Below are 21,375 nucleotides of genomic sequence, written 5' to 3'. Positions count from 1 at the left end.
AATGAGTTAAACTTTCTTCTTTTCCGCGATAATCTCGCTCAGGGATTTCACCAATTTGTCCAGGTCAGCCAGGGTCGTATACACGTGGGGCGTTACCCGAACACAACTAATGTTTTCCCAGACCGTAGGCGACGTATTGATTTTATACTTGGCCATGAGCTTCCCCTCCACTTCACCCGGCGTCATGCCGTCGATGCTCACCCCGCAAATACCGCAGGAAAACTGGGGTTTCAGTGAGGTCGATAAGCGAACGCCCGGCAGCTTCAGGGCTTTTTCAGCCCAGTAATTTTTCAGATACCGCACGCGCTCCTCTTTGCGTTTACTACCGATGGCGTTGTGAAAATTGATGGCTTCATTAATGCCTTGTTCAATGGCAAAACTTCGGGTACCCAGTGTCTCAAATTTGCGAATGTCGCTGCTTTTCGGCTGGCTGTTACAGAGCAGCGGCCAGATATTGGCGATCTTTTCCTTCCTGATCCACAACATGCCGGTACCAACCGGAGCGGATAGAAACTTGTGCAGACTGGTACCGAAATAATCACAGCCCAGTTCGGGAATTTTAAAGTCCAGTAAACCAAACGAGTGCGCTCCGTCGACGAGTACTTCAATGCCGTGTTTACGGGCCATCTGGCAAATTTTCTGCACCGGCATGATTTGGCCGACCCAATTGATGACGTGCGTTACGTGAAGGAGTTTTGTTTTGGGCGTAATGGCTTTCTCGTATTCGTGAACAATCTGTTCGTCGTCTTCAATCGGGAATTTAAAGCTCAGTTGCTTGTATACGATGCCTTCCCGCTGTGCCCGTTGCCGCCAGGCCTGAATGACATTCGGGTAGTCCTGTAGCGTCCCGATCACTTCGTCACCCTTCGCCAGATCGAGTCCGTAGATTACTGTATTCAGGGCTTCGGTCGCATTGCGGTTGATAGCGATCTCGTCGGGCAGCGCACCGGCCAGTAACGCCAGTTTTTCGCGCAAGGGTTCGCGTCCCTGATCCAGCAGCCGCCACATATAGTAAGAGGGCCCCTGATTGATCATTAGGTTATAGCGCTCAACGGCCTGCTGCACCACGAGTGGCGACGGAGAAACGCCCCCATTGTTCAGAATAATGATACTGGAGGACGATGCCGTGTAGCCCTGCTGAATGGTGTGCCAGTAGTCTTCGTCAGCGGCAACTTGCAGCGGGCTAAGGTGTTGTACACGCTGGTTAGCAGCGATTAGGTCAGCCGCATGCGTAGTTTCCAGCAAATTAGTAACAGACAACGTACTCCCGGCCACGGCCAGTTTTTTTACGAAATTTCGACGGTTATGCGCCATACCTATTCGTTTAGTCAGTTTATAAACTATCCCACCAGTTCTTAATCGCCTGCGTATCGCCACCAATATTGCTGGCAGCGGTGGCACTATTAGTCGCGTTACTGGTTCGGCTTCCACTCGGATATTTCAATCGTTTGGGAACGTCTTTTACATCCGGGTCCAGACTTCCCGAGGCTGGATCGATGAACAGGACATCACCATTCGGTTTTTTAATGTCCAGTCGCAACCGTTCCATCCAGGCCTGCAAACCCTGCATGTAAAGCGCTAGCCATTTTTGGGTGCCAATTACGTTTTTAAAGTTACCTGCTTTATACGGTACGCTCTCCAGATAAGTAGCGACCGCTTTTGAATCCGTGACGCCCCACTGGGTCATCGAGGCCGTTACGGCGGCTTTGTATAAATCTTCCGGCGTTTCAGTCCCCACATTCATACCACGGGCAGCGGCTTCGGCTTTGGCGAAGGCCACTTCTGCGTACGTAATCAGGTAGCCTTTGGCCGAACCGCTGTAGGCAACCACCCCCGGTCTGGATAACCCGATCATCGTCGGCGAATTGGCTTCCGTGCCGTATACTTTACCAATGTATTTACTATTCGTTTCGTCGGGGCGGGCGTAAATGGGTAAGCGGGGATCGTTGGTTGCCTTCATGTACTCAACCAGCGTAGACGTAACGGCGAATTCAACCAGCGGTCTTTCTACATCGTTGTACGGAAAGCGGCTGGTTGACGCTGTTAGGTTATACGGAAAAAAGACATCCTGACTGACACTGGTCAACGTATTCTTCACCGCTTCCTCAATCACTACTTTGGCTTCCGAAGGCTGAACGTCAGCGGTTCTCAACGCCATGCGAATACGTAACGCATTGCCAATACGTACCCATTGTTTGGGGTCTCCGTTGGCAATAATGTCACCCCTAATCTGGCCAGCGGTGGTGTTTTGCAAAATATCAACCTGTTTCTTCAACGATGCTAACAGACCAGCGTATACATCTTTGCCTTTGTCAAAAGTCGGCTGTGGAATATCATCTCCTTTCAGCGCCTGCGAATATGGAATATCGATATAAGCATCGGTCAGGACATGAAACATCCAGGCTTTCAGTATCTCGGCCACCGCCAGTACGTGCGGATTAACTTCGTCCGGATGCCGATTATAGTAATTTTGAATCTCCTGAAGATCCATCAACGGTCCGGAATACAAACCAGTCCACAAACCATCATTCGTAAATAAAAACCGGCCGTCGGAAGTTTTATCGGTACCCATCCAGTATTGCGACAGCTCCATGCCGATTCGCCCGTTAAAATACGAATCATACATCAGATCCGACGCTCTTTTCTGGGCGTTGGCCAGCAAAAATTCCGGCTGGGTTTCGCTGGAACGGGCCGGGTTCGTATTCAGGGTTTCAAAATCCTTGCAGGCGGTAAACGCCACAAGCAAGAGGGCCAGCAGAAAAATAGTAGTACGTTTCATAGTGGTTAAGGGTATGCTATAACGTGCCTGAACGGTCACTGATTAGAAAGTCACATTTAGATTGACGCCAAAACTCCGGACCGGCGGTAAAGCACCTCCTTCAAAGCCAATCTGGTTACTGATGGAGTTGGTGATGTTGGCGGGGTCCACATTGGGTGCGTTGCTGCTGATCAGCCAGAGATTGCGGCCCGTCAGGGTGAGCCGTACTGCCTGCATCTTGATTTTTTGCGTCCAGACTTCCGGTATGTTCCAGCCCAGCCGAACTTCGCGCAAATAGACGTAACTGCCGTCGTATAAATTAGCGCTGCTGATGCGGTTACCGCCATCGGCGTTGAAGTGCGTGCGGGCCGTGACCACCACATCATTCGGTGTACCATCCGCTTTCACGCCGGGATTGATCAGGCCGTTTTCACGAATACCGTTTTCGGCGGTTTCCTGTAGCATGCCGGATTTATTACCGTATAGATTGGTATACGAAAAGAAATCACCGCCTTTCTGAAAGTCGATCAGGGCAGACAGATACAGCGCCCGGTAGCTCAACGTATTGGAAAAACCACCGATAAAATCCGGGTTGGCATCGCCAATGACCACTGGAGCAGGCGTTACGTTGTACGTACCGTTAGTACCGACCGTCTTGTTTCCTTTGGCGTCGTAAACAAAGTCGGTACCCAGCATGGTGCCCAGCGACATCCCTTTCTGAGCGACCATCGACACTTTATTGGTGCGACGTTCCGTACCGATAATAAATCGATCGATGCCCTGGATGTTGTCCGTATTGAGGTCAAGTACGGTGTTTTTGTTTTTTGAAAAGTTCAGGGCTGCCCGCCAGCTGAAATTTCGGGTGGTAATGGGCGCGACCGAGAGCGACACCTCAATGCCCTTGTTCTGGACGGTTCCACCGTTGACAATCTTCGTTGAGAAACCACTTTCGGCGGGTACCTGCACATCCCAGATCTGATTTTTTGTCTGGCGGTCGTAATAGGTGAAATTTAACCCGAGCAGTTCATTGAAAAATTTGAAGTCAAAACCACCTTCTACCTCGGACGAAAGCTCGGGTTTCAATTTGCCGTTGAACAGCTTATCCGAAGTGCTTTGCAGCGGGTAGGCACTAAACGGCGCTACGTAGTCATAGTATCGGGAAACGTTATACGGAACGGCGTCATTGCCGACCTGCGCAAACGACAAACGCGCTTTGCCCAGCGTGAGCCAGTTGCTCTTGGGTAGTAAATCGGTGAAAATAAACGAACCAGCAATCGACGGATAAAAATACGAGAAGTTGCCGGTCTGTTGCAGCGTTGAGGCCCAGTCGTTCCGGCCAGTGACCGTCAGATACAAAAACCGCTTATACCCCAGCGTGGCCGACGCAAAGAGGGAATTCGTCTGTCGGTTGCCATACTCGTTCGAAACCGTTGCGGGTGTTACCGAATTTTGCAGCACATACACCAACGGGTTCTGAAGCCCACCATTCGTCGTTCCGGCGTCGACCGTCGATTTTATACTCAGGATATTGCCACCCACTACGCCTTCCAGGCTGATTTTGGAGTCCATCAGGGTTTTATTGATGTTCAGCGTTGCCTGGTAATTGGCTTCGTTGTAGACGGCTACCCGCTTGGCATACGACCCGACAAAAAATCCTTTCGCACTTCTGACCTCATCCAGGTGATTCAAATAATCGGAAAAGACGCGCACGTCGGCAGACAGCCAATCGGTCATTTTGTACGTCAGACCGGCATTACCAAAGTAGCGGTTGTTCTGATCGGTATTGTAACTCTCGTACTGGTTCCAGTACGGATTCTGCGTGAACGCCGGTTTCTGGATATTCCAGGCGGTCCGGTTCCAGGATTGCTCGGTGCCGTCCGCGTATTTATACTCTCGCAGGTACGCATCATCGATCTGCCGTTGGCCGAACATGACGTAAAATAGCATTGGGTTGTTACCGAAGAAGCCCGTGCCGGGCCGGCCTTTAGAATCGTCGTGAACGTAATTAATGCCTCCACTGAACGTGAATTTGTCGGTAAATTTATACGTCGTGTTCAGGCTCATAAAAAATCGGCCAAGCTGGCTGCCGGGATAAATAAAATTCTGTTTGGTCTGACCCAGCGAAAACCGGATAGAGCCCTGATCGGTGCTGCTGGCGACCGACAGATTATTGGAAAACGTAAAACCGGTTTTAAAGAAATCCTTCGCGTTGTCGGGATGGGCGCTCCAGGGAGCGGTTTTCCCGAAATTAGGATTGTTCCGGTCCTGATCCCACGACCAGTAATGCCGAACCAGCGTTCCATCCAGTTTAGGACCCCAGGATTCGTCGGTGCCGTAGTCCGGAATCAGGTCATATTTCCCTTTTCCGTCATTGTCGTCGTACGTGCCTCCGCCGGGTAAAAAACCGGTGGGATTCTGGTTGACGTATAATTTGGTAAACGCGGAACTACCGCCCCCACCGTACAGATTCTGAAACTTGGGCAAGAAGGAAACCTGATCGATCTGCATGTTGAGATCGTAATTCACCGAAATTTTTCCAGACCCTTTGCCCGATTTGGTCGTGATATAAATCACGCCATTCTGTCCGCGACTACCGTACAGGGCCGTGGCTGCGGCACCTTTCAGCACCGAAATGTTTTCAACATCATTCGGATTGATCAGTTGGGCCGGATTACCGTAATCATAGCCACCGCCACCGGTACCCTGCCCACCCGTAGTGCCGTAGGAGTTCAGGTTCATATTGGCCATTGGTACGCCGTCTACGATAAACAGGGCGTTGTTATTGCCAGAAATGGACTTTAAGCCGCGGATCGTGACCCGCGCCGAGCCTCCCATAGACCCGCTATTGCCGCCAATCTGCACACCCGCCAGTTTACCCTGTAGCGAATTAATAAAATTGACTTCACGAGCCTCCTGGATCGCTTTACCATCGACTTGCTGAACGGCGTAACCCACATTACGGGTGTTGCGCTGTACGCCTAACGCCGTAACGACAACTTCACCCAAACTTTTAACATCGGGCAACAGCTTGATGGTCAGTTTAGTCATGGCGGGCGATACGTCGACTTCCTGGGTTTTGAATCCGATTGATGAGACAATTAAAGTTCGAGCGCCAGACGGAATCGCAATGGTGAAACTACCATCCCCGGCGGAATTGGTACCAATGTTTTTTCCTTTTACCAAAATATTGGCTCCAGGTACCGCAGCCGTGGTTTCATCAACTACTTTTCCAGAAACTTCCAGGCTCTGAGCCTGAACGTCGAGTATCCCTATGGCTAACCCGATACCGATCAGGAAGCAACTAAGTAGATTTTTTCGCATGGTTTAGGATTAAACGGTTAAAAAATTGACTGGGTAATTTTACATAAAAAAAACGCATAATCTATACGTTTATCCTGAATGTTTATTTAGGTAAGTGATTGAGGATAAGGATATCGTATGCTTGGGAATGAAAGGGGATAGCTATTAAAATCGGACATAACTGCTCTTCGATAAGCACTGGCCGAGTTTGATTTGGACAAGAATCCGTTCGTTACCACTTCATAGGGCTTCTGATTTGCGTTGCCTAACGTTTTTCTTATGTTATATACATGTATTATTTATCTACACGCTCTCCTCCCCCAATCGGTTGTTTTCGTTCAATAAAAGGGTAAATAATGCTGTTTATTAGACTGGCAATCTACCATAATAAGCCATTTTGTGCTAAAACCAACTATCAGCAAAATCCTTCGGAAAAACCTCGGTATAGGTTCCGGACGATACGAAACATACAACTAGTTTGAGCATCACAAACAACCAATTAGACGGAGTATACACCGGTCAAGTACTCTAGAGAGGCAACCATCGAGGAGCACACTAGGTAGCCGGCTACCTGACAGGGTTGGTTAAGGCCCGGCTCAAAAAAGACCCCAGACCAGCTCCTAAAAAGAACAGTCCTGCACCATCCGTGCAGGACTGTTCAGCCAATTAAGTAACCCCTTTCTCACTGCTGAAAATACTCGATCTTATCGGCATCCGTGTTGTTACTTTGCCTGACCTCGCCAGCTATGTTGACCAACACTGAACTCATGCTCACTACCCCCGCCGTAGCCCCCGGACTCAACGTGCCCGTTAAACCCACCGACAGTTTATCACCCCCGACAATGACCTGATCGGTGGTTAGCACGTAGTAGTTGGGGTCGCTCAGATTCAACTGCCAGAAGCTGTTCTGCACGCTTCGGTCACCCACACTGGTGGCGCTGGTGGACAAGCTCAGCGAAAGCTTGGCATCGCGGGTGATCTTCAGGGTGATCGGATCGGCCGTGGCCACCCCGTTCAGCTCCACCACATCAACCACCATGCTAAGAGCACTTGTGCCGTAGAGGGAGGTCGGGCGGGCGTAGAGCAGTGGCGTCAGGTCAGCTACCGGCGGGCCGACGGTGAACCAGAAGCTGGTATTGGCCGTCTGGCCCGAGGGGTCTACCGCAATCAGGGTCACGACCACTCGCCCCTGGGTCGTTGGCGTACCGCTAATCACATTGCCCTGTAGGCTAAGACCCGCCGGCAAGGCCAGCGCGTAGTAGGTCAGCGGCTCCCCCTGGGGATCGGTGAACGTACCCGCCGGGATGGTAAAGCGGTAGGGCGCCCGCTCCACCGCCACCTGCGCGCTAATGCCCTGGCTAACCACCGGGGCGGGGTTTGTCGAGGACTGAGGGGGCGTGGGCAGACCCGCGCAGTAGGCGGGCAGATCGAAGAGATAGCTCACGGTCAGCCCGTTTTGGCGAGCCAGAAGCTGAATCTTCTTGGGATCGGCCCGCAGCTCGGCTTCGATTTGCTGATTGGGGTTGCTCGTCCAGGGGGTGATGCCAATGGCAAAGTACTCGATGGGCGATTCGTCGCCCCCCTGGGTGCGGAAGGTAATGGCCCCACTGGCACAGTCGTAATCAGGGGCGGTCACGATCAAGGGGCCGCCCAGCACCGAAAGGGTATAGGTAGCACTGGTTCCTGAACAGCCATTGGCATCGGTAGCCCGCACGGTGATGGGGAAGCTCCCGTTTTGCGTGGGCGTTCCCGACAATACCCCCGAAGCCGCTAAGCTTACACCCGTCGGTAAACTACCGCTGGCCAGACTGTACCGATAGGGTCCACTACCCCCTGACTCGGTGAACGACTGGCTGAAAGCACGGGTCACCGTAGCGGTCGTAGTGGCGGGGATGCTCACGGCAACCGTAGCCGTGTTGCTGATGACGCTGGTGCTGGTGGTGCTCACACAGCCGCTGGCATTGGCCACTGAGACCGAATAGGTACCGGGGCTATCCACCACCAGGATGTCGGTCGCCCCGGGTGTGCCCAACGTACCGCTGCCGTTGGTAAAGGTGTAGGAGGTACCCCCACTAGCCGTCAGCGTCAGGCTGGTCTGGGCGCAACTCAGGACCATCGATGGGCTGGCCGTGAGGCTAGCCGTGGGCAGGGGGTTGACCGTTAGGGAGAAGACCGTGCTGGTCAGACTATTGCAGCTGCCCGTCACTATCACCGCATACGACCCCGCCTGGTTAGGCTGCAGGTTGGCTAAAATGAGGGTGGCGGAGGTCTGGCCCGTAACCGCTTGTCCATCCCGGTACCACTGGTAGCTACTCACTGTGCCGCTCACCGAGACCATCGCCGTGACGGTGCTGCTTGCGCAGACCGAGGAGCCGCTGGCGGGTTGCTGGGTAATGGCCAGGGGCTGACAGAAAGGGCCCTGGTACTCGTAGGCTCCCATGTCGATGCGCCCGTTGGCCAGGCGGGGGTTGCCCGCCAGATCCGTGGCACCGCTTGTAGCCGTCGTACTGGCCGGATCGCCTGCGTCGATGGCCTGAGAAGCTATAGCTAATCGGTAATCAGTATCACTGGCAAATGGAGAACTGACCGCCATGATAGTGCCCGCCCCGGAGGAGTAACTGGTTACGCCCGATTCGATCAGGCAATATCGGGTTAGGACTGTACTACCGTTTGTATTGACAAACGTAGTTTCAACCCCCGTGCCGGAATGGTTATGCCAGACAATACTGCTCGCTAGCGTAGGGCTGAAATAGGTGTTATACAGGGCTCCCCCCTGACTAGCCGTGTTATCACTGATGGTGCAATTAGTTAGAGTAGGACTGGCAATATTGTTGAAGAGGGCTCCCCCCTGCTGGGCTGAGTTACCCTGGAGCAGGCAGTTAGTTAAGCTGCCGTAGTTGGCCATTTGGTTGAAGTAGACCCCACCCCCCTTTCCGGTGGCTTTATTGTCCTGAATAAGGCAGTTGATCAGGGTTGGAACGCCTGAATCGTTGTAAACCCCACCCCCATTAACGGCCGAATTGCCACTCAGGGTACAACTGGACAAGGTGACCAGGCTCCCATTCGTAATCGTGTAGATTCCTCCGCCGTCCTGCGTCGCTACATTACCGACCAGCTTACAATTGACCAGTCGGCAACCGGCTTGAAAAGCATTATAAATGCCTGCGCCACGCTCAGCCGAGTTGCTACTAATAACACAATTTACTAACTCAGCCTGGCTGCCGGAAAGATTAAACATCCCTCCGCCAGAGGTAGCCGAGTTCGAGCTAAACACACAGTTGGTTAGACTAGGTTTGCTCTCGAACTCATTATGGATCCCTCCGCCAGAAACCGCCGAGTTATGGCTTAAGACCAGGTTGGTCAGACGAGGACTGCTGCTGTTATAATTGAACATCCCCCCGCCCCGGGTGCCATTACCCCCCTGGATGACAAAGCCGTCCAGAACCGCCCCGCTGGTCAGGGCCTGGGCGTTCTGGATGACACTGTTACCGTTGCCCAGCAGGGTGGTGGTGGAGGGCTGCGAAGCCCCGCCGGGACCCGTCACGGGGTTGACCGAGGGGCGGCTGGCGGTGCTGCTTTCGGGACTGGTGCTGGAGAAGCCCCCATAGATGGCCACCCCTTCCTTCATCGAAAAGCTGCCCCCGCTGGCAGGTTGGAAGGTTCCCCCCGCCACCCAGACCTGTTGGGCCCCGGCGATGTTGATCTGGCTCTGCAAGTCCCCGCTGGCATTGGCCCACGACGTACCATCGCCCGTACCACTGCCACCCTGCCTGACGTAGCGGATGGGTTGAGCGGGGGCGCTGACGCTCAGGCTGAAGGCCGTTGAGGTCACACTGTTGCAGGCTCCCGTCACCACTACCGAGTAGCTGCCCGCGTCGCCCAATTGCACGTTGGTTAGCGTCAGGGTAGCCGAGGTCTGGCCCATGACGGGGCTGCTTAGGTTGTCTTTGTACCACTGATAGCCGTTCACCGTGCCGCTCACGCTCACCGGCACGCTCACGCTGGCCCCCGCCGTCACGCTGCTGGAACTGGCGGGCTGCTGGGTGATGGCGATGGGCTGGCAGAAGGGCCCCTGATATTCGTAAGCCCCAATATCAATGCGGTTGTTAGCCACGCGTGGGTTACCCGCCAGATCGGTGGTAGGTCCACCCACGGCCGTGTAGGCCTCATTATTGCCCGCGTCGATGGCCACCGAACCTGCCGGTAGTCGGTAGTCAGTGGGCGATACAAACGGGGACTGGCTGATGGTCTGGTTACCCGTACCGGTAAAGTCGGTTTCCCCCGACTCGATCAGCGAGTAGTTGATCACTATCTGGGGAGCGCCGTTGCCGTTAACGATACTGTTTGCTCCCCCGTTGCTAAAGAGGATGGAGTTGGTTAGGCGAACCGGCGTAGCAGTCCCATTGATATAAATGCCCCCCCCTGTTGACTCGTCGTGTTGTTACTGATGACCACATTGACTAGATCAAGACTGGTATTGCTGGCAGCCGTAAAGACGCCCCCACCATAACCAGCCGAATTCTCACTGATGACGCAGTTGATCAGCGTGGAGGTGGTGCTGGAGTTACTGTAGATACCTCCACCCAGACTCCCTGAATTGCCTTTGATCACACAATTCGTCAGCCGGGGGCTACTGTTAGTAGTGAGGGAAATACCACCCCCCCCACCCAAACTAGAAGTTACGTTCCCCTGAATGAGCAGGTTGGTTAACGCAGGACTGCTATTGCCATTGGAGATGCCGCCCCCATAATTGTTTGCTAGATTATTGACGTCATTCGCATTACCTCCGCTGATGACAAAGCCGTCCAGCAAAGCGGTGTTATCCACGGATTGGTTATTAATTACGTGGTAGCTGTTGTCCGTGGTAGTCCCCCGCTGGCCAATGTCGCCTGATAAGGTCGTGCTGGAAGGGCTGCCCGTCGTGGGGTTGAAGCGAGGCCGCCCGCTCAGTAGTTGCTCATCACCCCTAAAGCCCCCGTAGACACTCACCCCGTTGCGAAGCGAGAATGAAGCGGTACGATCCGTTGTAGCGGTGGGATAGAACGTACCCCCCGCCACCCAGACCTGCTGGGCCCCGGCGATGTTGATCTGGCTCTGCAAATCCCCACTGGCGTTGACCCACGAAGTGCCATCCCCCGTGCCACCCTGTTTGACGTAGCGGATGGGCTGGGGTGGGGTGGCATAAGTAATGTTTACTAAGCCATTACCTGAGTTAGCTCCTACCGTGTTGGTCTGGTTGATGCCGCCGTTGAACGAGCCACCCCCACCACCGGGACCTTTGTTCCCACCGCCACCGGAATAGCCACCACCACCGCCACCAGCAGCGGTACCGGTTCCACTGCCACCGCCACCAAAACCGCCCAGTCCAAAGCTATCGTTGTTGGATGAACCCGCTCCACCGTTAACAAAGGCTTTACCGCCCCTAGATTGTTCATTAGGGCCGTTGGGAAAATTACTGTTACTGCCATCAGTTAGTAAACCCCCTCCACCGGCGCTAGCGCCAGCGATCGCTGGTCCTCCATTCCCATCACTTCCTCCGTTAGCTCCTCCTGTCCTACTTGACTGACCATCTTTAGTGGCCAGATCATAATCCGTCCCACTGCCACCACCACCACCGGCAATGATTAGAGGGGCATTCGTATTCGTAGTGATAAACGATCCACCGCCACCCCCGTTGCGATTTGGACTTTTCTGACCGACCAATATTTTAAGTGTTTGCCCGCCACTCACGGCAACCGTCCCCCGAATAAGGGCGCCTTTGCCAGCCGGGAAAATAATGAAGTCACCCCCAAACTGGCGATCACCGAATCCCCCCTCCGCCCCCCGGGCTTCGATGGTTAACGATGTCACTCCTGTCGGTACGGTCCAACTGACAATCTGGCCAGTGTAGGAAAAGCTCTGGGTGGTCGTCACCGAACCTGAGTTTTGAGCCATCAGGTAGCTGCTTAAGCTACTAAGTATAAAAAGCACCAGCAGGCTAATAGACCCACGGTTAACTACGTAAAACGATGGTTTCATAGAGGTAAGCGTTGATTGAGTTGACGGGGGACAAGGAGGTAAAAAGCCGGATTATCAAGTACGCACGCTGGCAACATAGCCACTCACCGTGGTACCCGGTTAGATACGAATGAGTTGGATGGCAACCCGACTTCCCCGGGGGTAAAGCTACAGCCTCTATAGGGCATGGACGATAACAAATGTTACATACCCCTATAACATATGTTACATTTTGGCCTTAAATCAGGCAGGAGAGCCTTTTTTTTCCTATATCGGCCTGTCCGGTGGCTGATGCTGAAAATCCGTGGGGGTCAGCCCATACAACTCCCGGAAGCATTTGGCGAAGTAAGCCGGACTCTCAAAGCCCACCTGGTAAGCGGCATCGCTCACCGAACTGCCTGCCTGGAGCAGCCGGGTCGCTTGTTTCAAGCGGTAGTTGCGGAGCCATTCGGTGGCGGTGAGCCCACTCAGCGCTTTCACTTTTCGATACAGGTGCACCCGGCTCAGGCCCATGACCTGGGCCAGTTCCTCCACCCCAAACTGAGTCTCGTCGAGGTGCTGCGCTATATGTCCATCGAGTTCCTCCAGAAAGGATGCCTCCGCATCCAGACCCATCGGCTGTGGCTCACCGGGAGCCGGTTGGGTTGGCACAACGGCCGTCATCGGGCTGTTCAACTGCGCCCGGACCCAGTCCCGCTGCCGACGCTGCCGCTCGAGCAGGTTGTGGACCCGCAGCTGCAACTCGGCCACGTAGAACGGTTTGGTCAAGTAATCGTCGGCCCCGCCCGTCAAGCCCCTCAGGCGATCATCCAGGGTTACTTTGGCCGTCAGCAGGATAACCGGGATGTGATTGGTGCGCCGGTCCTGTTTCAGCGTTTGGCAAAGGGTGTAGCCGTCCATACGTGGCATGAGTACGTCGCTGATGATCAAATCCGGGCCCTGCCCGACAGCCGCGTCCAGCCCTTCGATCCCATCGGCGGCCCGCAGAATCCGGTACTGGGCCGGCAGGCTTTGGGCAATAAAATCGCCCAGCTCGGCATTGTCTTCCACCACCAGCACCAAGGGGTGCTCATCACCCACCACCCCCTCCTCCACTGGCCCCGGGAGTATCTCCTCGCTCAGCCGGATGGGCTCAGGCTCCGTTGGGCTGGCCAGCCGAAAAGGCAGCTCGACCGTAAACCGGGTACCGGCCGACGAACGCCAGGTGGATGCGTCCAACGGACTCTCGACCGTGATGGTGCCGCCCTGCACCTCCACCAACTCCTTAACCAGCGCCAGACCGATGCCCTAGCCGGGCGAGGAAGCGGAGGCCGCACGTCCCTGGTAAAAGCGGTCGAAAATATGGGGCCGCTCCTCATCCCCCATACCCGGTCCCGTATCCTCCACCAGCAGCCGTATTCCCGCCTGCAAGGTCACCGTAATACGTCCCCGCGGGGTAAACTTAACCGCATTGGCCAGTAAATTCAGCCCGATCCGTTCCAGCTTGTCGGCATCAAACCAATATAGGCCCGGACCCAGCTGATCTACCCACACCAGTTCCAGGCCCTTGGCCTCCGCTTCGGGCCGCATCGTCTCCACCAGTTGAAGGATCAGCCCGCGCACATCACCCGGACGCTCATCGACCGTAATGACGCCCGCTTCCAGCCGGGCCAACTCCAGCAATTGATTGATCAGGTTTAGTAGCTGATGAGCGGCTGCGGTCAATGGCCGTCAGCCAGCCTTGCCAGGCGGGCTCCTCCACCACCGCCCGCAGCCGCTCGGTGGGCCCCAGAATCAAGGTCAGTGGCGTTCGCAGTTCGTGGGTAATATTGGTAAAAAAACGATTTTTCAACTCGTTCAATTCGCGCAATCGGTCGGCATTCTGTTGCTCAACCAGCCGTTGCTGGCGTTCGCCGACCTGCTGGGTGCGGAGCCGGATGTAGACCCGTAGTAAGCTAAAGCCCAGCAGCACGTAGCACCCGTAGGCCCACCCACTACGCCACCAGGGGGGCGTTACCCGGATCGTCAGCGTATGCTCGTGCGGACTCCACTGCCCGGTGGTGTTGGTGGCGCTGACCCGCAGGGTGTACTGGCCGGGGGGCAATTGCGTATAGGAGGCCAGGGGGGTAAGCCCGGCATCGACCCAGTTTTCATCGTAGCCCACCAACTGATACCGGTACCGGAGCCGGGCCGGTTGATTGTATTCCAGCCCCGCAAAACTTACACTGAGCGTATTTTGAGCGAACGGCACGATCAGTTCCTCCAGTTCATTCAGGGGAACCGGCAAAAAGCCCCGGCCTGGCGTAAGGGGGACGGGCTGGTTGTTAATTTTTAGCTCCGTCAGCGCTAGCGGTGGCTGAAACCGATCGTTCTGAATAGTCAGCGGATTGAACAGGACCCAGCCCTCGGTCCCCCCGAAGGCCAACCGCCCATCGGGCAACGCCAGGTGATGAAACCGGTTGAACTCGTCTCCGGGCAAACCATCGGTCGTGTTGAAGGTACGGACCTGGTGGCTGCGGGGATCAAAGCGGCACAGCCCTTTATTGGTACTTAGCCACAGATAGCCCCGGCGGTCGGCCAGTACCGAGTAGATCGTATTATCGGGCAACCCCTCGGCGGTGGTAAACGTCCGCCCCTGTAACGTCGTTTTGTTCAGGCTAATGAGCCCGGCATGGCTCCCGATCCAGAGTAAATTGGAACGGGTCGGGTCGGGCTGCATCCCCAGCAGCATGTCGGTCAGAAAATGGGCTCCGGGCGTGGCCTGCGAAATGACCCGTATCCGTTTGGTGGCCCGCTCAATGCGGATCAATCCATGTTGATGGTCGGTAATCCAGATGGCTTCTCCATCCACGACGATATCCTGCGTTTCGATTCGGGGGGCCACCCCCTTCCGGAGTTGGTCGGCGGATAACCAGCTCGTCCACGCCCGGCGCTGGATGTCGCAAAATGCCACGTTGCCTTCGTTATCGACGGCCCACAGGAGGCCCCTGGGATCGAAACGCAGGCCGCTAATGCTCAATGGCCGATCTTGGGTAGGGTTGGCGGAAGGCAGGGACGGCAGAAAAATAAGTCGTCGCTGAGTCGAGTCGACATAGCCCGCCCGGTAACGCAGCCCAACCCAGAGCCGCTTCTGGGGGTCATACGTCGTCCGCACATAATAGCTTAGCTGGCGAAAGTTACCCTGGGTGGGTGACCATTCGAACGCCTGGGCCAGGGACAAACCAACCTGTTGTTGAAACAAGTCCGGGTGAAAGCCCAGCTGGTTCGTAAACCGCTCGAAATAAGGGCCCGTCAGGTCGAGCTGATGAATACCGCCTGCGTTGGTACCCACCCATACCAGGCCCGATTGGTCAACCAGGATCGATTCGGCATTGCCGGGGGGCAGTTCACCCACCAGCAACGGACCCTGAACCGGATCGTAGCGATATAGCCGGTTCAGGGTAACCAGGTACTCCTGCCCGTCGGGAGCGGTCTGCACCCAGGTCTGGTTGGGGGAGGGGAAGCGATGCCGCCGAAACTGGCCTGTCGTGGGCGAAAAAATAAGTAACTGGCCACCATACGTCCACATCAGCTCCCCGTTCCGGCGCTCAAAAAGGGGCACCGTTCCGCCCGCCCCCACCGGTAATGAATCCCCCTGAATGGCTACGGGCAAGCGGACCGAATCGCTCTTGCCCGTAGTGGGATCAAACCGGGTCAAGGCGTCGCGGCTCAGCAGCCAAAGGCCCCCCTGGCGGCTGGCCAGCAGGCCCCGGATGGTATCGGAAGGCAGCCCGTGACGACGCCGGGTATAGTGACGAAGAGCCCCAGCCGCCCAGTCATAGCCCCAAAGCCCCCCGGTTAGCTGGGTCCCCCATAGATTACCGTGGGTATCCACCGTCCAGCCCCGGCGGGCAAAATGAAGCGGATGTCGACGGAACAGGGGCCGTTGGTCGATGCGCTCAACCTGTTACGAGCGGGGTGAAAACTGATCCAGTTCGCCGGATTCGTATTCAATCCAGATCGTCTTTTGCTGATCCGGCAGCAGGTGGATAATGACCTCGGAGGAGAGGCTCGTTGAATCCCGCTGATCATAATGAAAGGCCACAAACTGGCGGCCATCGTAGCGGGCTAAGCCATTTCGGGTGCCCACCCAGACAAAGCCGGCCGCATCCTGCACCATACCCGAGACAAACGATTGGGGTAAACCCTCTTTGGTGGTAAGCACCCGGATGGGTTTACGGACCGGCTGCGCTTGTGGGCTGATGAATGGCGCCGTTACCCCCAACAACAGGCACAGCCCTGCCAAGGCCTGTCTGATCCATAGGAGTAGCCCATGTTTACGGTCTAAATGGGTGCTGATGAAAGCTTGCCCTAGGTGGTTACGCGTCAAAAGTATTGGCCAGCTAAACAAGTAAATATACGGTGAAATTCACCGGTCAGGATGTCTGTTAGGGCCACGGCAAAAAAAATAGTTGAAACGAGCGTACGGCCGCCCCGCCCACCGTAGCTACTGACAAGCAGCTCGCTTAGCAGCCACTAGCCAGACACGATCTGCGAGTATGGGTGGTTTCCATAGTAAGACAGGCGTCCCGTTAGCCTTCACGTGAGGCACCCAAAAAGGGCGAATTGACAACCCTACTTCGTTAGGTACCGACTAGAAAATGAGCGAAGCGTCTGGTCCAGTGCGTTGATTGGCGAGTAGCCCCCCGTGACGCTGACCCGTCAGGACTAAATTAACGTGCTTCTTTACAAAGAAAAATCTGGGACGTTTGTGGAACAATTCAGGTAGCTCGGTCTTCTATAAGGGTCCATTCGGGTTAACCTATTTGATTCTTTTTACTTGTCGACGTACATGCGCTGCTTTGAGGAAGCAGTTCTGAAAAGGGAAAAGGATAGTAGTTCTTTCATTCGAAACGACTAGAAATGATTTAATCAGCCTAAGAATTGGTTCCAACCTATCTAACCAAACATCCGTAGGGAGACATCTGTCTAAAAGGACTGGATACCATTGCCCAGGATTCAGTTAATAAAGTTTCTGAAATTAGTTGCTAAAATAAAGCGCGTAGCTGACTCATGGGTATGTATATCTATTTCATTTTCCAGGCTGGAAAGGCTGATTTTACAGTAAAAAAAGGTAGATTTGTTAGGGGATTTCCCTGAACAAAACCAGTTGATAAACATGCAAGGCATTTCTGTTTGCTACTAGACTTAAGGAGTAAATAGAAGCGAGTCATTTAGGCATGAGTAAATACATACCTGCTGTCCCCAGCCTATTAGTGTTTCTACTGATCAAACTGGCCTCAGCCACTTGGCTGGGAGCACAGTCAGTTCAGTTACCCCTCCCTGAAGTCATTACTGACCGTCAGGGACTACCCCAGGCCTTCGTCCCCGCTATCGTGCAGGATCGGCTGGGCTTCATCTGGGCTGCCACCCGCGATGGACTATGTCGCTACGATGGACAGCGGTTTCGGGTATTCCAGCCCGATCCCGGCGGTCGACCCGCACTCTCCTTTGCGGGTCTTAGCAAGATCACTCTGGATCCCAAGGGCCGCATCTGGGTGACCTCCGACCGGGGTGACCTCGACCGGATCGACCCCCGCACGGAGCGGTTCACGAATATTTCCCGAGGGCCTCTCTTTCGCCGGGCCGTCGGTCAGCAGGGACTGCTTTTCTTCTGTATCGATCGGCGGGATCGCCTATGGCTGGTGCTGACCAACGGGAAGCTGGTGCGCATCGATCTGAATACGGGACAGATCCGGAATATCGCCGTGCGGTCGGATGCATCCACACTGGGCAATCATGAGATTGTCAGCGACCTTGTCGAAGACAATCAGGGAGGTATCTGGCTGGCCTGCGCCGGTGGCCTACTACGGTTCGAGGAGAAAACAAACCGATTCCGGTCCTACCGGCTCCCGAGCGGTCCGTCCAATCCCAACTTGAAAGAACTCGTCTTCCGTCTGTATGTGCGGCCCAGCGGCCGGCCCGGCGGGGGCGAGTTGCTGCTTTTTCTTACCAACCAGATTCTGCGACTCCATCCCCGGACAGGGGAAATCCATACCTATCCCCTGGCGGGTGGGCTACCGGAGTGGGACCAGGTGGGCTTTACGACCGACAGCCAGGGGCGGGTTTATTTTAATAACCAGGGGGCGCTGTTCCGCTTCACCGATCAGGGCGGAGGCCAGTTGCTGGTGGCGAACCTACCGGGTCAACCCAAAGAAAACGGACTCCGGCCCTGGGTCGATCAATCCGACGTCTTATGGCAAGGTACTGCCGGGGCCGGTATTCGAACCTACGACCTAAGGCCCAATCCGTTTCAAACCGGTCGCTATCGACACTCGTTTCACACTGATCTGCTCGACGCACCCTGGCTAACGTTGTCTGCTCAGCAACGGGCGTTGATACAGACCCATTCCTCGCCCACCAGTTATGACTTTCGGTCAACTCTTGACGCGCGCGGCTCGCTGTGGTTCAACGTGGGCAGTTCCTTGATTTACCAACTGAATCTGGCTACCCACGAGCCTACTCCGCACCCCCTGCCCCATGCGTTTCAGAACCGGGAGACCGGTGATGCGCCCTGTCCGCTAGCTACGGACCCAGGGGGACGTATCTGGGCGGTACATGATACGTTGGTATATCGCTATGAGCACCCCCAGTGGCTACTCCTGCCTTACCGTATCCCGCGTCGACAGACAAGTACCGTCCTGGTTTTTTCGGTCGACGAGCAAGCCCTGTGGCTGGCTACCGAACAAAAGGGTTTGTGGCGACTCGACAAGTCGACGGGCCAGTTGCATCAGTACGCCCATCGGCCAGCCGATTCTCACTCCTTGAGCAACAATTCTCTTCTCAGTTTGGCTCAGGACCCCACTGACGCCCATTTCCTGTGGATCGGTACGTACGGCAGCGGGCTGTGCCGCTTCGATAAACGAAGCGGCCGTTGCCAACGCTTTACGATCGCCCAGGGGCTACCCAACAATGTGATTTATTCATTGATTCCCGATCAGCAGGGCCAGTTGTGGATCGCCACCAACAAAGGGATCTGCCGACTAAACCCGCATACGCTGGCGACGCGGACCTTTACCCGCACCGATGGGCTGTTAGCCGATGAGTTTAATCGGTTTCATGCGGTGCACCTGCCGGATGATCGCATTATCCTGGGTGGGCTGGAAGGCATCACGGCCTTCTATCCCCATCAGGTGGGCGGGGATTCGTTTGCGCCCCGGGTTGAGCTGACGGATGTACACATCAACGACCAACCGGCGGGGCCAACCCTTTTGGACTCGTTGCCCATGCAGGCCGTTGCTCAGCTTAGGCTGGCCCATGATCAGAATTTCATTACGGTAGAGTTTGCGGCTCTTCAGTTTAACCGGCTGGGTAAACACCACTACCGCTATCGGTTGGACGGGCTGGAAACCCACTGGAAAGAAACGGACCTGCCCGTGGCCACCTATACCGATCTGTCTCCGGGTCATTATACGCTGGTGGTCAACGCGGCTAACACCTCGGGGGTCTGGAGCCCCCATACCCGGCGGTTGAGGATTCGCATTGAGCCGCCCCTCTGGGCTACCTGGTGGGCCATAGGTCTGTATGGAATGCTGGTGCTGGCCCTGGGATGGGTCATCCTAAAAGTTTACCTTAACCGCTTGCAACTCCGCCAGGCCATTGCTACCCAGCAGAGAGAACTAAGTCTGCAACAACGGGAACTGACTCTGCAACAGCAACAGGCTCAACAACTCAAGATGGTTGATTCACTCAAGTCGAATTTCTTTGCCAACATCACCCACGAGTTCCGCACCCCCCTAACGCTGATTCTGGGGCCCGCCGAGCGGCTGGCCCGTACGCTCCACCAACCAGAGCAGCAGCAGCAACTGGCCACCATCGGCCGGAATGCCAATCAGGTGCTGGGACTGGTCAATCAATTGCTGGATCTCTCCAAGCTGGAGGCTGAAGCTTTGCCCGTCATAGAGGTGCAGGGTGATTTAACTAAGTTCGTGGAAGAAACCGTCCGTTCCTTCCTCGAACTAGCCCAGTCAACCGGCGTTGAAATACAGGTCGAGGCTACCCAACTAGCTGACGGCTATTGGTTCGATGCGGACAAGCTCGAACGGATACTGAACAACCTGCTGGGCAATGCCCTGAAATTCACCCGCTCCGGGGATCAGGTAAGGGTTGACCTTCGGTCGACTTCGACGGGGGTCGTGCTAAGCGTAGCGGACACGGGTATCGGCATGGCCGCCGACCAGTTACCGCATATCTTCGACCGGTTCTATCAAATACCATCTACCCGCCTGTCTCGCTCCTCCCCCGCTGTGGGTACGGGTATCGGCCTGGCACTGGTCAATGAGTTGGTTCGCCTGCAGGCAGGACGTATCAGCGTGCGCAGTGAACTGGGTATTGGAACGACGTTTACCATCGAGTTGCCCTACCGGGTGGTCAGCCCTTCGGCCTCGGTTTCGGACGAGATTCCCAACGCTCAAGCGGTTGCGGTTTCCCATCCAGAAGGTCTTCCGGATGCCGGGTCGTTGGACGATCGTCCACTGGTGCTAGTGGTGGAAGATAATGACGAGCTGGCCCGCTTTATTCTCGATAGCCTGCCGACCGAATGCCGGGGTATCCAGGCGGCTAACGGTCAGTTGGGCTGGGAACAGGCGCTGGCCGACGTACCGAATCTGATCATCTCGGATGTGATGATGCCGGTCATGGATGGCTATGCCCTGTGCCAGCGGCTGAAATCCGACTTGCGGACCAGCCACATTCCAGTGCTGCTACTAACGGCTAAAGTAGCGCTCGATAACCGGCTGGAAGGGCTCTCCCTGGGGGCTGACGACTACCTGACCAAACCCTTTCACGTAGCGGAGCTACAGGCCCGGGTGCGGAATCAGATCGCGACGCAACGCCAGCTTCGAGCCTGGGTGCAGGCTGGCCTGCACCAACCTGCCGCGTCAGCCGACAAGGCTGACGAAAGGCCGCCCCTGGACCCCTTTCTGGCTCGCCTGTACGCGTTGCTGGAAGAGCACCTGGATGAACCGGCCTACGGCGTCGATGAACTGCTGAGTCCGCTGGGCATGAGTCGTACGGGGCTGTACCGCAAACTCAAGGCCCTGACTGGTCTGGCTCCGGCGGATGTCGTACGGCTCTACCGGCTGAAGCGGGGCAGTGAGTTATTGCAGGCGGGGGTGAACGTATCGGAGACAGCTTACCGGGTCGGTTTTCAAAGTGCAACCCACTTCGCTCGGCTATTCCGTCAGCAATATCAGATGACGCCCAGTCAGTTTGCCGATACGGCGACTTACTCCTGATGTTGTCCATCGCCCAAACCGGAGAAGGGGCTAGAAAAGGAACATAGCCAGTACATTGGTCATATT

At 55.4% G+C, this 21,375-nt stretch carries 11 protein-coding genes; 2 read left to right on the top strand and 9 right to left on the bottom strand.

The window, feature by feature from the left end:
* Positions 1–6: 6 nt before the first annotated feature.
* From IC230_RS13530 to IC230_RS13505, 6 genes are all read right to left on the bottom strand, one after another.
* On the bottom strand, positions 7–1,314 hold the full coding sequence (locus tag IC230_RS13530) for an aminotransferase class V-fold PLP-dependent enzyme (protein WP_191039562.1): 1,308 nt from the start codon (positions 1,312–1,314) through the stop codon (positions 7–9).
* A 19-nt stretch (positions 1,315–1,333) separates the two neighbouring features.
* Positions 1,334–2,779, bottom strand: a complete 1,446-nt coding sequence (locus tag IC230_RS13525; protein WP_191039561.1) for a SusD/RagB family nutrient-binding outer membrane lipoprotein — start codon at positions 2,777–2,779, stop codon at positions 1,334–1,336.
* A gap of 42 nt (positions 2,780–2,821) precedes the next feature.
* Positions 2,822–6,079, bottom strand: coding sequence for a SusC/RagA family TonB-linked outer membrane protein (locus IC230_RS13520; protein ID WP_191039560.1), 3,258 nt, complete (start codon positions 6,077–6,079; stop codon positions 2,822–2,824).
* Positions 6,080–6,740: 661 nt separating this feature from the next.
* Entirely contained in the window at positions 6,741–10,367 is a 3,627-nt protein-coding gene (locus IC230_RS34635) for a putative Ig domain-containing protein (RefSeq protein WP_191039559.1), read from the bottom strand.
* Positions 10,368–10,435: 68 nt separating this feature from the next.
* Positions 10,436–12,076 carry a hypothetical protein gene (locus tag IC230_RS13510; protein ID WP_191039558.1) on the bottom strand — a complete coding sequence of 547 codons (1,641 nt, stop codon included), beginning with the start codon at positions 12,074–12,076 and terminating at the stop codon, positions 10,436–10,438.
* Between the two features lie 246 nt (positions 12,077–12,322).
* Positions 12,323–13,105, bottom strand: a complete 783-nt coding sequence (locus IC230_RS13505; protein WP_317171798.1) for a response regulator transcription factor — start codon at positions 13,103–13,105, stop codon at positions 12,323–12,325.
* Positions 13,106–13,181: 76 nt separating this feature from the next.
* Here IC230_RS13505 and IC230_RS13500 point away from each other — a divergent pair, with 76 nt between their 5' ends.
* Positions 13,182–13,346: a hypothetical protein gene (locus IC230_RS13500; RefSeq protein WP_191039556.1), complete on the top strand. Its 165-nt coding sequence runs from the start codon at positions 13,182–13,184 to the stop codon at positions 13,344–13,346.
* Here the strand turns inward: IC230_RS13500 and IC230_RS13495 are convergent.
* The 3 genes from IC230_RS13495 to IC230_RS13485 all read right to left on the bottom strand — a co-directional run bounded on the left by IC230_RS13495 (position 13,343) and on the right by IC230_RS13485 (position 16,403).
* Complete coding sequence (locus IC230_RS13495; RefSeq protein ID WP_191039555.1) at positions 13,343–13,588, bottom strand: ATP-binding protein; 246 nt, start codon at positions 13,586–13,588, stop codon at positions 13,343–13,345. The two genes, IC230_RS13500 and IC230_RS13495, sit on opposite strands and share 4 nt — an antisense overlap.
* A gap of 82 nt (positions 13,589–13,670) precedes the next feature.
* Positions 13,671–15,908 (bottom strand): triple tyrosine motif-containing protein, encoded by a 2,238-nt coding sequence (locus tag IC230_RS34630; protein WP_191039554.1) that lies wholly within the window; start codon positions 15,906–15,908, stop codon positions 13,671–13,673.
* Positions 15,909–15,980: 72 nt separating this feature from the next.
* A complete protein-coding gene (locus IC230_RS13485) occupies positions 15,981–16,403 on the bottom strand; it encodes a ligand-binding sensor domain-containing protein (protein ID WP_191039553.1) in 423 nt (140 codons plus the stop codon).
* A gap of 850 nt (positions 16,404–17,253) precedes the next feature.
* On the opposite strand from IC230_RS13485, the gene IC230_RS13480 reads away from it, so the two are divergent.
* The gene (locus tag IC230_RS13480) at positions 17,254–21,309 is read left to right on the top strand and encodes a hybrid sensor histidine kinase/response regulator transcription factor (protein WP_191039552.1); all 4,056 of its coding nucleotides are present in this window, start codon (positions 17,254–17,256) and stop codon (positions 21,307–21,309) included.
* The last annotated feature ends 66 nt before the right edge of the window (positions 21,310–21,375 follow it).

This window comes from Spirosoma validum, from assembly GCF_014699035.1.
Classification (GTDB): Bacteria; Bacteroidota; Bacteroidia; order Cytophagales; family Spirosomataceae; genus Spirosoma; species Spirosoma validum.
This window is presented reverse-complemented; position numbering and strand designations above follow the sequence as displayed.